General features: G+C 39.5%; 15 protein-coding genes. 7 read left to right on the top strand and 8 right to left on the bottom strand.

The genetic code is table 11. From position 1 onward, the window contains the following. Nucleotides 1-298 precede the first annotated feature (298 nt). Nucleotides 299-880 carry a D-sedoheptulose 7-phosphate isomerase gene (gene lpcA / locus PVK63_RS16960; RefSeq protein ID WP_045102705.1) on the top strand — a complete coding sequence of 194 codons (582 nt, stop codon included), beginning with the start codon at nucleotides 299-301 and terminating at the stop codon, nucleotides 878-880. Nucleotides 881-953: 73 nt separating this feature from the next. Then, nucleotides 954-1,781 carry a class II glutamine amidotransferase gene (locus tag PVK63_RS16955; protein WP_130044064.1) on the top strand — a complete coding sequence of 276 codons (828 nt, stop codon included), beginning with the start codon at nucleotides 954-956 and terminating at the stop codon, nucleotides 1,779-1,781. Between the two features lie 51 nt (nucleotides 1,782-1,832). Here PVK63_RS16955 and purN read toward each other — a convergent pair whose 3' ends face one another. Both purN and purM read right to left on the bottom strand, forming a co-directional pair. Next, nucleotides 1,833-2,471, bottom strand: coding sequence for a phosphoribosylglycinamide formyltransferase (gene purN / locus PVK63_RS16950; protein WP_207215637.1), 639 nt, complete (start codon nucleotides 2,469-2,471; stop codon nucleotides 1,833-1,835). A 133-nt stretch (nucleotides 2,472-2,604) separates the two neighbouring features. Beyond that, on the bottom strand, nucleotides 2,605-3,645 hold the full coding sequence (gene purM, locus PVK63_RS16945) for a phosphoribosylformylglycinamidine cyclo-ligase (protein WP_130044065.1): 1,041 nt from the start codon (nucleotides 3,643-3,645) through the stop codon (nucleotides 2,605-2,607). 231 nt (nucleotides 3,646-3,876) lie between these two features. Here purM and upp point away from each other — a divergent pair, with 231 nt between their 5' ends. Continuing rightward, entirely contained in the window at nucleotides 3,877-4,503 is a 627-nt protein-coding gene (gene upp, locus PVK63_RS16940; protein WP_005420493.1) for a uracil phosphoribosyltransferase, read from the top strand. 118 nt (nucleotides 4,504-4,621) lie between these two features. Here the strand turns inward: upp and PVK63_RS16935 are convergent, their stop codons facing one another. Beyond that, nucleotides 4,622-5,872: a uracil-xanthine permease family protein gene (locus tag PVK63_RS16935; protein ID WP_130047686.1), complete on the bottom strand. Its 1,251-nt coding sequence runs from the start codon at nucleotides 5,870-5,872 to the stop codon at nucleotides 4,622-4,624. A gap of 206 nt (nucleotides 5,873-6,078) precedes the next feature. Here PVK63_RS16935 and PVK63_RS16930 point away from each other — a divergent pair, with 206 nt between their 5' ends. Further along, the gene (locus PVK63_RS16930; protein ID WP_130085992.1) at nucleotides 6,079-7,248 is read left to right on the top strand and encodes a DUF2066 domain-containing protein; all 1,170 of its coding nucleotides are present in this window, start codon (nucleotides 6,079-6,081) and stop codon (nucleotides 7,246-7,248) included. 78 nt (nucleotides 7,249-7,326) lie between these two features. Here the strand turns inward: PVK63_RS16930 and PVK63_RS16925 are convergent, their stop codons facing one another. Genes PVK63_RS16925 through PVK63_RS16915 form a run of 3 tightly spaced genes read right to left on the bottom strand, consistent with a single transcriptional unit; the run spans nucleotide 7,327 to nucleotide 9,599 of the window. Further along, the gene (locus PVK63_RS16925; protein WP_130085993.1) at nucleotides 7,327-7,758 is read right to left on the bottom strand and encodes a DUF2069 domain-containing protein; all 432 of its coding nucleotides are present in this window, start codon (nucleotides 7,756-7,758) and stop codon (nucleotides 7,327-7,329) included. A 19-nt stretch (nucleotides 7,759-7,777) separates the two neighbouring features. Beyond that, complete coding sequence (arsC, locus tag PVK63_RS16920) at nucleotides 7,778-8,128, bottom strand: arsenate reductase (glutaredoxin) (protein ID WP_130085994.1); 351 nt, start codon at nucleotides 8,126-8,128, stop codon at nucleotides 7,778-7,780. 16 nt (nucleotides 8,129-8,144) lie between these two features. Further along, complete coding sequence (locus PVK63_RS16915) at nucleotides 8,145-9,599, bottom strand: beta-barrel assembly-enhancing protease (RefSeq protein ID WP_130047683.1); 1,455 nt, start codon at nucleotides 9,597-9,599, stop codon at nucleotides 8,145-8,147. 163 nt (nucleotides 9,600-9,762) lie between these two features. Here PVK63_RS16915 and PVK63_RS16910 point away from each other — a divergent pair, with 163 nt between their 5' ends. Beyond that, nucleotides 9,763-9,984 carry a sulfurtransferase TusA family protein gene (locus PVK63_RS16910; RefSeq protein WP_130085995.1) on the top strand — a complete coding sequence of 74 codons (222 nt, stop codon included), beginning with the start codon at nucleotides 9,763-9,765 and terminating at the stop codon, nucleotides 9,982-9,984. 8 nt (nucleotides 9,985-9,992) lie between these two features. Continuing rightward, on the top strand, nucleotides 9,993-11,063 hold the full coding sequence (locus PVK63_RS16905) for an AI-2E family transporter (RefSeq protein ID WP_130047681.1): 1,071 nt from the start codon (nucleotides 9,993-9,995) through the stop codon (nucleotides 11,061-11,063). Between the two features lie 193 nt (nucleotides 11,064-11,256). Here PVK63_RS16905 and bcp read toward each other — a convergent pair whose 3' ends face one another. Both bcp and PVK63_RS16895 read right to left on the bottom strand, forming a co-directional pair. After that, entirely contained in the window at nucleotides 11,257-11,724 is a 468-nt protein-coding gene (bcp, locus tag PVK63_RS16900; RefSeq protein WP_165371147.1) for a thioredoxin-dependent thiol peroxidase, read from the bottom strand. Between the two features lie 28 nt (nucleotides 11,725-11,752). Then, nucleotides 11,753-12,283: a glycine cleavage system protein R gene (locus PVK63_RS16895; protein ID WP_130044074.1), complete on the bottom strand. Its 531-nt coding sequence runs from the start codon at nucleotides 12,281-12,283 to the stop codon at nucleotides 11,753-11,755. Nucleotides 12,284-12,558: 275 nt separating this feature from the next. On the opposite strand from PVK63_RS16895, the gene dapA reads away from it, so the two are divergent. Continuing rightward, nucleotides 12,559-13,440: a 4-hydroxy-tetrahydrodipicolinate synthase gene (gene dapA, locus PVK63_RS16890; protein ID WP_130044075.1), complete on the top strand. Its 882-nt coding sequence runs from the start codon at nucleotides 12,559-12,561 to the stop codon at nucleotides 13,438-13,440. The last annotated feature ends 10 nt before the right edge of the window (nucleotides 13,441-13,450 follow it).

Below are 13,450 nucleotides of genomic sequence, written 5' to 3'. Positions count from 1 at the left end.
CTCGGTCGTAATGTTATTGTTGGAATACTATCTGATAAGAGGTCTAACCAGTTAAGGTAAGTGTAGTGCTAATGTTAATAAAAAGTAAATAACAATAATGGTCAAAAAGTGATCCAGCTTGAGTAATTAATAAACAATCTGTTTTTTTCGCTGCTTGATATCTAATTTTTTTAGAGAAATAGGGAGGAATTTATAGGCGAGTAGAAGAAATATAGGGAGGATCTCTTTTAAAGATTTCGTGGGATAGGTACACTGAGAACAACCCCAAATTAGGGAACATAATAAAAGAGAGTATCCTATGTCTTATCAAGATCTGATCCGTTCTGAATTAACAGAAGCCGCTCAAGTACTGAATGACTTTTTAGCTGATGATAAAAACCTTGCTCAAATTGAGTTAGCTGCCAAAACCATTGCCGATTCATTTAAACAAGGCGGTAAAGTATTGTCTTGTGGTAACGGTGGCTCTCACTGTGATGCAATGCATTTTGCTGAAGAGTTAACAGGGCGTTACCGTGAAAATCGTCCAGGTTACCCAGGGATTGCGATTTCAGATCCAAGCCATTTATCGTGTGTGAGTAATGATTTTGGTTATGACCATGTTTTTTCTCGCTACACTCAAGCTGTAGGCTCTAAAGGCGATGTTTTATTTGGTTTATCGACGTCAGGCAATTCAGGTAATATCTTAAAAGCCATCGAAGCGGCTAAAGAAAAAGGCATGAAAACCATTGCGCTTACTGGCAAAGATGGCGGGAAAATGGCTGGTTTAGCCGATGTGGAAATTCGCGTTCCTCATTTTGGCTATGCGGATCGTATCCAAGAAATCCACATTAAAATTATCCATATCGTGATTCAATTAATTGAAAAAGAAATGGAAAAATAATTCATCGAAAGCCAATGTCGAGCTTATAACTGTTTGATGTTGGCTTGATTGCGAATAAAGGAGTAGCGCAAATATGTGTGAATTACTCGGAATGAGTGCAAACGTACCAACCGATATTTGTTTTAGTTTTAAAGGTTTAGTTCAGCGTGGTGGCAATACCGGCCCGCATCGTGACGGTTGGGGAATTACTTTTTATGAAGGGAAAGGATTTCGCACATTTAAAGACCCAAAACCAAGCTGCCATTCAAAGATAGCGAAACTTGTTCAAGATTACCCTATCAAAAGTAAAGCGGTTATCAGTCATATTCGACAAGCAAATCGCGGTGACGTTAACCTAGAAAATACACACCCTTTTACGCGAGAGTTATGGGGGAAGTATTGGACGTTTGCTCATAATGGTCAGTTGACTGGGTTTGATGAGTTGTCGACAGGACGTTTTCGACCTGTGGGTGAAACAGACAGTGAGCGTGCTTTTTGCTGGTTATTAAATCAGTTAGAGGATAAATACCCAGAGCCGCCGCAAGATATGATGCTAATGTTTGAGTTTGTCTCTGAGTGCTGCGACCACCTTCGAGGATTAGGCGTATTTAATATGCTTTTGAGCGACGGTGAGTATTTAATGACTTATTGCTCGAATAACTTACATTGGATCACAAGACGTGCACCTTTTGGCCAAGCGTCCTTGATTGATGAAGATGTCACAATTGATTTTCATAAAGAAACGACCCCAAATGATGTGGTTTCTGTCGTTGTAACTCGTCCATTAACAGATAATGAAGAGTGGCACAAAATGAAAGTTGGCGAGTACGCGTTGTTTCATTTTGGAGAATTGATTGCAGGCAATCACGATACGGTACCAGAAATGGCGCCACCACCATCGGAATGCCCAATTAATGCGTAAACTTTATATAAAAAATACCATTGATAGATAATATCGATGGACATTTTTATATTATTCTGTCTCTAATCCTGACGGTCCCAATACGTTCCCATCTAAGACAGCTTTACCATCTTGCATTATCAATCGTTCTTCAACTAACCACTTAGCCACCATTGGGTAGATTACATGCTCTTGAGCTTGTACGCGTGATGCCACCTCTTCTGCAGTATCATTTTCAAAGATTGGCACTTTCGCTTGTAGTATGACTGGGCCACCATCTAACTCAGGAGTAACAAAATGAACACTGGTGCCATGTTCTTTATCACCGGCATCAATTGCGCGTTGATGAGTGTGTAGCCCAGTGTATTTTGGTAAAAGAGAAGGGTGAATGTTCAGCATTTTCCCTTGATAGCGAAGCACAAAATCTTCACTTAAAATACGCATAAAACCGGCAAGAATAATCACATCAGGCTGATGAAGATCGATAAGAGTCGCTAAGGCTTGATCGTACTTCTCGCGATTCTCGTACCCTTTTGCACTTAATGAGTGAACATTAATACCAGCATTAATGGCTCTTTGTAATCCAAAAGCATCGCTTTTATTTGAAATGACGGCGCTAATATGAGCGTTTGGAATGTTGCCACCACAAGCATCGATAAATGCTTGTAGGTTGCTGCCACTTCCTGAGACTAATACAACAATATTTTTCATTATAATTATCTTATTCTGTTTAATATTAATATCGACCATTCGAGCACAAATGGCAGATATAAAAAAGGTGATCGAATAATTGATCACCTTTTATTTTTTCTTTATGAACGAGTTCAAAGTTTGTTGAAATCGATTAGCGGATCTCTACTTGCTCTTCGCCTTGTTCAGCTGCGGCAACTTCACCAATTACCCAAGCGTTTTCGCCTTCAGCATTCAGTAGAGCAACAGCTTGTTCTGCTTGATCTTTTGGAAGCGCGATAACCAGTCCAACACCACAGTTAAAGGTACGGTACATTTCGTAAGTATCAACGTTCCCTTTTTCTTGTAGCCAGTTGAAGATTGCAGGCCATTCCCAGCTGTTGCCATTAACAACGGCTTTTGTTCCTTTTGGAAGTACGCGTGGAATATTCTCCCAGAAACCACCACCGGTAATATGAGAGATGGCATGAATATCATGCTCAGCAATCATTTTTAGTGCTGATTTAATGTAGATTTTTGTTGGTTCGATTAGGTGAGCTGCAATAGTTTTACCATTCAGTTCTTCGTTAAGATCGGCATTTGATACTTCAAGGATCTTACGAATTAATGAGTAACCATTTGAGTGTGGACCGCTTGATCCTACTGCGATTAGAGCATCACCAGCCGCTACTTTCGTGCCGTCGATAACGTCTTCTTTTTCAACAACACCAACACAGAATCCAGCAACATCGTAATCTTCGCCTTCATACATGCCTGGCATTTCAGCGGTTTCGCCACCGATTAATGCACAACCTGCTTGAATACAGCCTTCACCAATACCAGTGACTACTTCAGCTGCTACATCAATATCAAGTTTACCTGTTGCGTAATAATCAAGGAAGAACAGTGGTTCTGCACCTTGAACAATCAGGTCATTAACACACATAGCAACTAAGTCGATACCGATAGTATCGTGCTTGTTTAAATCTAATGCTAAACGCAACTTAGTACCAACACCGTCAGTACCAGAAACAAGAAGAGGTTGCTTGTATTTAGTCGGAAGTTCACATAACGCACCAAAACCACCAATGCCGCCCATTACTTCTGGACGACGAGTGCGTTTCACTACGCCTTTAATTCGATCAACAAGTGCATTACCAGCATCAATGTCTACGCCAGCATCTTTGTAGCTAAGAGAAGTTTTGTTGTCGCTCACGGAGGTGTCCTCGCCATAGGTTGGATTTCAAAAATCCGCGCCATTCTAACAGCACAATGTAAAAAGGGAAACGTTTGCGTAAGGAAAATTGCATAAATTTTGTAATAAAAAATAATAAGTTCGGTAAATGCTTTTACGAGGCATAAAATATTTTCTTATAACGTCATTTTTCAATTCAAAATTATGTATAATTAGAAGGTTTGATTAATGTATCAGTATCTGGAGTCAGAAATGAAAGTTGTTGAAGTAAAACATCCGCTAATAAAACACAAAATTGGTTTAATGCGTGAAGGCGAAATCAGCACTAAGCGTTTTCGTGAATTAGCAACAGAAGTAGGTAGCCTACTAACGTATGAAGCAACATCAGATTTTGAAACAGAAAAAGTAACTATCAATGGCTGGAATGGCCCTGTTGAAGTTGACCAAATTAAAGGCAAAAAAGTAACAGTAGTACCAATTCTTCGTGCAGGTCTTGGCATGATGGATGGTGTTTTAGAGCACATTCCAAGCGCACGTATCAGTGTTGTAGGTATCTACCGTGATGAAGAAACATTAGAACCAGTACCGTACTTTAATAAATTGGCTTCTAACATCGATGAGCGTATTGCTCTTGTTGTCGACCCAATGTTAGCAACTGGCGGTTCTATGATTGCTACGCTAGATCTTTTAAAAGAGAAAGGTTGTAAGCACTTTAAAGTTCTTGTACTTGTTGCTGCCCCAGAAGGTATTGAAGCGCTAGAAAAAGCACACCCAGACGTAGAGCTTTACACTGCGGCTATCGATGAAAAGCTAAATGACAAAGGTTACATCGTACCTGGTCTTGGCGATGCTGGTGATAAGATCTTCGGTACTAAATAATTTAGTTTAGAAACTAGAAATGAAGAATTAAAAAAGGCTTGATGAATTAATCATCAAGCCTTTTCTTTACCTAGAACCTAGAACCTAGAACCTAGAACCTAGAACCTAGAACCTAGAACTATTTATCTTCTTCCATTTGTGCGTTATCAACAACATGGCTTTCGCCTAAATCATTAGGAAGAATTAAATTAAGCGCAATCGCAACGATACCACACAGACTTACGCCTTGAAGGTTAAAGTCACCAATACCTACCGCCATACCACCGATACCAAACACAAGCGTTACACCAACAATGGTAAGATTGCGTGCTTTATGCAGGTCGACTTGGTTTTTAATAAGAGTATTTAAACCAACAGTAGCAATCGAGCCAAACAGTAAAATCATAATCCCGCCCATAACGGGTACTGGAATAGTTTGGAGCATTGCGCCTAATTTACCAACCAGAGCAAGAACAATGGCACATACCGCCGCCCACGTCATTATTACTGGATTAAACGCTTTAGTTAGCATAACCGCACCAGTTACTTCACTGTAAGTTGTATTTGGTGGAGCACCAATTAATGATGCGGCCATTGTTGCTACGCCATCACCAGTGATTGTGCGATGTAATCCTGGTTTTTTAAGATAATCTTTTCCGGTTACATTTGAGATAGCTAACATATCACCAACGTGTTCAACGGCTGGTGCAATTGCTACCGGGATCATGAACAGAATGGCATTAATATTAAATTCAGGAAACGTGAAATTAGGCAGTGCAAACCAAGCGGCTTGATGAACTGGAGTGAAATCGACTACGCCAAAAATAAGACTTAAAGAATAACCAACAATAATGCCAGAGAGGATTGGCAGCAGTTTGAAAAAACCTTTAGAGAAAACACTCACTGCAATAGTGGTAAATAATGAAGCCGCCGCAATCCAGAAAGCAAGTTGCCCATCAACTAATTGAAATGCACCATCACCCGTTTTACCTAAAGCCATATTTACAGCTGTTGGCGCAAGCCCTAAACCAATAACCATGATGACCGGACCAACAACCACTGGAGGCAGTAATTTATGAATAAAAGCAACGCCTCTCACTTTAATCACGGCGCCTAAAATGACATACACAAATCCAGCAACCATTAAGCCACCCATAGTCGCAGGAATGCCCCATGTTTGGGTGCCATAAATAATTGGAGCGATAAAGGCAAAGGAGGAGGCAAGGAAGATAGGGACAGATCGACGAGTAACTAATTGGAAGAGAAGGGTACCAACACCAGCACCGAACAGAGCAACATTAGGGTCTAAGCCAGTAAGAAGGGGAACAAGAACGAGTGCACCAAATGCAACGAACAGCATTTGAAAACCTTGGAACAAATTGTATAGCATTTCCATTTCCAGTAATGAATTTGAGGGATTCTATCACTATTCCATCAATAAATATCTTGATTTAGCTCGTGAAAAAATAAAACTTTTCTGCCTTGTATCACTCTAATAGCTTGAAAGTTAGATCTGAGTCAATTCGAATCCTTGCTGAATAAGGGGATAGCCCTTATTATCAGCAGTAAATTATAAAAGTAATTATAGGTTGTTTGATGTTACGTATTTTGTGTTTATTAATTTGTATGATTACAGGGCCTGTTTTTGCTCAACAGCAAAACGATCTCTATCATACAGAAGTGCAATTAACAGGAGCAGAAAAAGCAGAAAGTATTGCTAAACAAGATGGTTTAGTTAATGTTCTGATCAAAGTGTCAGGAAAAACTGATATTGCTCAAAATGAAGTAATAAAGAAAGCGCTAACACAGAGTGATCGCTATGTAACACAAATGAGTTTTGTTGAATACGATGACGCACCTCGTGCAATGAAGTTAGGCTATAACTCAAAGATGGTGTTGAGCTTATTAACTCAAGCAGAGCAAAGTATTTGGGAAACACCGCGTAAATCAGTCTTGGTTTGGGTGGTGAATGAATATAATTACCAAAGAAGCATTATTTGGGAACAGTCAAACAACAGCCTAATTACGCGAATTAAAGATGCTGCGAATGAGAGAGGCTTACCTGTTATGTTCCCTGTTGGGGATTTTGACGATGTAACTTCAATCGAGATCCCTGATTTATGGGGTAACTTTAAAAAACCAATTGCAGATGCGAGTGAGCGTTATAACCCACAAGCCATATTGGTGGTAAAAGTGCGTGGCAATAGTTCAACATGGACTTTATTTGATACAACACCTCAATATTTAGTTACTGCATCAAAAAAACCGATTGAAGGTCGTGTATCTGGCTCTGTTCAATTGGCTGATATGGTTAATGAGGTGAGTGATTACTTTGCTAAAACCTACACTAAAAACTTAGGGGCAGTGGCGAGTGATTCAGAAACGGTTTCTATTCAAGGCATTCACACAACACGTGCTTTTTTCAGTATTGAGAAGCAATTAAAGCAAATGAATTCAGTGGCAAGTGTGCAAGTAAATACCATTCAAGGGGACAAAGTGACCTATACATTAAGCTTGTTGGGGGATTACCAACAGTTTAATGATGAGCTTTTGAGTAAAAACGCTCGTATTTCACTTATTCCAGAAGAGCCTGTTGTAAATGATGAGATTGAAAAGACGGTTGTCATCGAAGGTGCCAGTCAGGACGTCGCGCAGGAGTCTGAGAAATCAGTAGCAAATAATGACGCTTTAGTTGAATTAGAAGAAGTGAAAGAAACAACAGAAGCAAAACCCGTTGTTCGTGAGTATCAACTCAACGCAAGTTAATACATTTGAAGTATCGATAATTATAAATAAAAAAGGTGACTATATAATGTAGTCACCTTTTTTGTATTTGTAAGCCCACTATTTCTCGGTATATTTGGCTTTTTCTATTTTTTCGACTTCAGAGAGACGTTTGAGTTTTAATCCTAATTCCTTGCCTCGTAAGCGAGCATAATAAATATTACCAACAAAAGCACCAGAGGTAATGATAACTTCAATTAAAGCGAGATAACGCTCTCCCTCATCAAGCCAAAGAATTGTTAAACCATGCAAGAAGTAAAACATTAAAATAAAGTTTGCCCATGCATGAGTATAAGGTTTCCCTTGGATAATCCCTTTAAGTGGAAAAAGCATTGGTATTATCCACGCCACCATAATGCCATAAGGGTTTATCCGTGGATGAGGTGAAAGGGTACTGTGCCAAAGTGCAACAAAACCTAACAGTGCTAAATTGCAAAATAGTGCAAGAAAACGATAGCGCTTTGTTTCTGCGCTCATTTCAACTGAATCCATGTTAGCTTCCTGCTTCCTACTATAAAATCTCTAGAACTTGCTCAGGCGGACGACCAATTTTTGCTTGATTACCATGAACGACTATTGGGCGTTCAATCAACTTTGGTGTTTGTACCATTGCTTCAAAAAGTTGCTCGTCGCTTACCGAGCTATCTCCTAGGTTTTGTTCTTTATATTCAGCTTCTTTTGTTCTCATCATGTCACGAACTGAAGTAAACCCTAGCTGAGAAAACAAGGTTTTTAAGGTTGCTACACTTGGTGTTTCTTCTAAATATTTCACAATTTCAGGGGTAACGCCTTGTGCTTCTACGAGTGCTAACGTTTCACGGCTTTTTGAGCAACGAGGGTTATGATAAATAACAACAGACATACTATTTCCTTATTGATTATAAAGCGCTAAAACGCTCTCTTGATAGACGAAGCTGATCGATTCTTGCGTCGTATCTTGCTTGATCTAAACTTCCATACTCAACCAATTGGCTTGCTTGAGTGTAATTACTTAATGCTTTATTCCACATTCCTTTAAGCGCGTAAACTTCAGCTCTTGCTGCTAATTCACCATCAGAGCTGCCATTATCATGATACGCCTTAGCTAATAGTTGCCATCCCGTTGGATCGCTAGGATTATCGTGGGTGTAGCGTTGTAATACTCGAACGGCTTCTGCTGGTTTATTGGATTCAGAGAGGGCGTGAGCATAATTAATAGTTAACACCGCATTATTTGGCAGTTGAACTAACCCATTTTTTAGACGTGTAATGGCTTGTTCATTCTTTTTTGTGTACAGATCTAAGTCTGTTGCTGCATCAATATAAAACGTATTAAGGGGATCGTTCTTTAATAAGTTATCGATCAATGGCTGCGCTTTATCGTATTGCTTTGAATCGATATAAACTAACGCTTTACCATAATTTAGAGCATTTTTTATATCGACATTATGAGTTTTTGATTTACGAGAAAACCAATCAAGTGCGGCATTACTATCAATACCGGCAAAACGAGCCACAATGCGTGAGCGAGCCAGATGGTAACGCAGAGAAGTATTGACTCTACGCATTGGGTATTGTTGTGCTCTTTCTCGACTGTCAGTAATACGAGATGTCGGTAGTGGGTGAGTTAACAGCATAGGTGGTGGTGTACTTGCGTAGCGGTATTGATCTGCTAAGCGAGAGAAAAAACGAGGCATAGCTGAGACATCAAACCCTGATTTTGCGAGCGTATCAATACCAAATCGGTCAGCTTCTTTTTCATTACTGCGGGTGTAGTTAATAGAGCTTTGCATTGTTCCAGCAGTGGTTGCTGTAATCGCTGCAATACCTGCCTCAGGTGCTGCGATGGCTAATAATAATGAGCCAACAAGCGCTGCCATTGTTGCAGGAGAGCGTCTCGCTTGCTCCTCCATACTTCGAGCAAGGTGTCGTTGAGTAATGTGTGCGATTTCATGAGCGACAACCGAGGCTAATTCACTTTCTGATTGTGCGTATAAAAATAAACCAGAGTGCAGAGCAACATAACCACCAAAAAAAGCGAAGGCGTTAATGTCTCTGTTATTAATCAGAAAGAAATGGAATGGGGTTTTTACATCACTGGCGTTAGCGACAAGGCGATGACCAAGATCTTGAACATATTCAGCTAAAACAGGATCATTAATCACAGGTTGGCTAGCTCTAAGCATACGCATGTAGGCATCACCGTAGATTAACTCTTGATCAATCGTCAGGGTTGAAGCGGCTGTTGTCCCTATATCAGGCAAGTCTAAATCGTTCTTTGCCATTGCAGAGAAAGGGCTCGTTAGTAATGAAGTGATCAGTAAACAACTGGCCAGTTTTTTTAGTTTGAACATGTCGTATTTACAAATCCTTTTTATAGCACTCAGTTATGTTTATTAAAGAGATAATAACTCAATATACAGCGAATAAGAGCACCAAAACTTAAATTGGTTTCTTTTTTGTAGAAATTATGTGATTTATACTTATTCAAATCCATCATATCTATAGAGGTGAAGAATGGAAACCCGAACCTTAGATTTATCACAACAACGTTGCCCAATGTCGTTACTGTTAGCCAAGCGAGCAGCGCAAAGCTTAGATAAAAATGGAAAATTAGAGATCAAAGTCGTCGACAAAACATCGTTAGCCGATATCATGAAGTATTTTGAGCTCAATGCATTTGCGATTAACGTAGAGCATGAAGCGTCATGCGTATTTTTAACCGTCACTAGGAAGTAGAATATAATATGTTAGATATGGTAACAAAGTGGTATAAGCGCCGCTTTTCAGATCCACACGCGGTGAGCTTAGTTGCGATTCTTATTGTCGGCTTTATTACTATTTATTTCTTTGGTCACCTTATTGCCCCCCTGTTAGTTGCCATCGTGTTAGCGTATTTACTTGAATGGCCGGTAGTAAAATTGACTCGATTGGGGGTACCAAGAACACTTTCGGTTATTTTAGTGATCATTTTATTTATCAGTTTGATGTTGATGGCTGTTTTTGGTCTTGTACCGACCATTTGGACTCAAGTTGGTAACTTAATTAATGATCTTCCTTCGATGTTTAATGGTTTGCATAACTTCTTGTCTAGCTTACCTGAGCGCTATCCTGAGTTTATTCAACCTCAATCGATTGAAACCTTATTAGATACCATTCGTGACAAGGTCTTAGGGATGGGGGAGAGTTTAGTTAAAGGCTCATTATCTTCGTTAGTTAGTCTTGCTGCATTAGGTGTGTATTTAATTCTTGTGCCTTTGCTTGTGTTCTTTTTGCTAAAAGATAAAGACGAAATGGTAGCAACAATGAGCCATATCCTGCCTCAAAACCGCCGTTTAGCGACGAAAGTATGGGTAGAGATGAATGAGCAGATAAGTAATTACATTCGCGGCAAAGTGGTTGAAATCATTATTGTCGGAGGCGTGAGTTACATTACGTTCTTTATTATGGATCTTCGATATGCATTGTTATTAGCTGTGATGGTTGGTTTTTCTGTATTGATTCCATATATTGGCGCAGCAGCAGTAACGGTGCCAATTGCAATTGTTGCTTTGTTTCAGTGGGGATTAACGCCAGATTTTTATTGGTTGGTATTCTCTTATGCGATTATTCAAGCGCTAGATGGTAACGTATTAGTGCCTGTTCTGTTCTCTGAAGCGGTCAACCTACACCCGGTTGCCATCATAGTGTCAGTATTAGTTTTTGGCGGTTTATGGGGTTTTTGGGGCGTGTTCTTCGCTATTCCACTTGCGACTCTAGTGAAAGCCGTATGGAAAGCATTGCCTGCAACAGATGAGACATTTAATAAGCAGGCGTAATATGATCAATTGCGCTGGTAGTCTTTAAAATTAGAAAGGCGATGCTATGTTATGAGCATCGCCTTTTATAAATGATTTAACGGTTATTTCTTGTTGAGCTTATACCAATCTACATAAGTATTTGATCATTCTTGCTTGTTAAAATCGATTTTTCCTACGCAATTATCTGAACAACTACTTATCCAGAATGGTATTATTTATTGTTTAAATAGTCCAATACCACTTCATGGTGCGTTTTCGTTTTAAATTTATTGAATACGTGTTCAATCACACCTTCTTCATTAATTAGAAAGCTAATACGGTGCAACCCATCGTAAACTTTCCCCATGAATTTTTTCTCGCCCCACACACCGAATGCGTCTGCTGCTGCATGGTCTTCATCTGATAATAAGGTGAAGTTTAAGTTGTCACGCTCAATGAATTTACCTAAGCGTTTCACAGGATCAATACTGACGCCCAGTGTTACGACATTATGCGCATCTAATTCTGCTTTAATATCACGTAGACCTTGAGCTTGAACCGTACAGCCAGGTGTCATCGCTTTAGGGTAAAAATAAAATAAGACTTTTTTGCCTTTTAAATCAGATAGAGAAATTGACTCTCCATCTTGATCAAAAAGTGATACGTCTGGTGCAGGAGAGCCTGCGGCTAATGGCGTGATCATGATATTTCCTTTTGGCTGTGTTTTTCTAATTGGTTTTATAAAAATTTATTTTCCCGCTGACGCCTAATGACTCACACAGTGCTTCAAATTGCTCTTGAATCTCAATGATGTGACATTCTTGAAAGATTTCAGCTGTGATTTGAATTTGAAACGTATTTTGGTTTTCGCCCTTTTTAAGCGTTTGAGCACTAAGCGTTTTTAAATCAATATCACGATTGGCTAAGAAGTCTGTGAATTTTTCGGTTAATCCAGGACGATCTTCTGATTCAACAAAGGCATCAATAGTATAAAAAATATCTTTCTCTTGATGAGGTGATGTTCGCTTCATCATGGTGATTAAATCGTGCTGTTGCCCAAGTAAAGGCAAGGTATTTTCAATACGAGAAATCGCATTTGCAGTACCAGAGAGCAGCATGATAAGCGTAAATTCATTACCAAATGACGCTATACGGCTATCAACAATATTGCAGCTTGATTCGGTGACAAGACGAGTCACCTTATTAGAGATACCCGGTCTGTCTGTACCAACCGCGGTAATTACAAGGTACTGAGGCATAAAAAACTCGATATTGAAAAAGATAACCTAATACTAACACGCAAGTGATTGTGTGATAAGCAAGCAATAGTAGACAATCGTCAAAAAAAAGACTCTACAACAGAGGCTTTTATGTAATATCCTTGAGGTATATTGATTGAATGATTCTGCTCATAACATAGAAGACGAAAACTATAGTGTGTTTACTGTGGTCAAGGACGATGACTCTTTGTTGTGAAATTAATGAATAACAGAATCAATTCGTACATTCAGGCTAAGAAAAAAGGGAGAAGGATATGTTCTCAGGTAGCATTGTCGCATTAGTTACACCATTAGATACCGATGGTGAAGTAGATTACAACAGCTTAAAAAACCTAGTAGATTATCATATTAATGCCGGTACTAATGGTATTGTTGCTGTTGGTACCACCGGTGAATCTGCGACATTAAGTGTAGAAGAGCATGTCAAGCTAGTGATGAAAACACTAGAGTTTGCTGATGGACGAATTCCTGTTATTGCTGGCACTGGTGCTAATGCCACTCATGAAGCGGTAACATTTAGTAAGCTTTTCCACGACTCAGGTGTTGCAGGCTGTCTAAGTGTGACGCCTTACTATAATAAGCCAACCCAAGAAGGTTTATTCCAACATTATAAAGCGATCTCCGAAGCGACGGATATTCCGCAAATTCTTTATAATGTACCTGGCCGTACTGCGGTAGATTTATTACCTGAAACAGTGGCTCGTTTGTCAGAGTTTGACAACATTGTTGCACTAAAAGATGCAACAGGTGATTTAGAGAGGGTCGCACTTACTCGTGAACTTTGTGGCGAAAAGTTTATCCAACTTAGTGGTGATGATGCAACGGCGCTTGATTTTGTTAAGTTAGGCGGTCACGGTGTTATTTCGGTAACGTCAAATGTTGCAGCAAAAGAGATGGCAACCATGTTCGCATTAGCGGCTCAAGGTAAATTTGAAGAAGCGGAAGTGATTAACCAACGCTTAATGCCACTACATAAAGATTTATTCGTTGAAGCAAACCCAATCCCAGTGAAGTGGGCTGCGCATCGTTTAGGTATGATTACTCACTCAGACATTCGTTTACCATTGACGGAACTAAGCTCATCATTACAGCCTGTGGTTGAACAAGCCTTAATTAGTGCTGGTGTGCTGAAGTAATAGGATTAAA

This window comes from Aliivibrio sp. S2TY2 (assembly GCF_028765525.1).
Classification (GTDB): domain Bacteria; phylum Pseudomonadota; class Gammaproteobacteria; order Enterobacterales; family Vibrionaceae; genus Aliivibrio; species Aliivibrio finisterrensis_A.
Note: the sequence above shows the minus strand (reverse complement) of the source record. Positions and strands in the feature narration are given on the sequence as shown.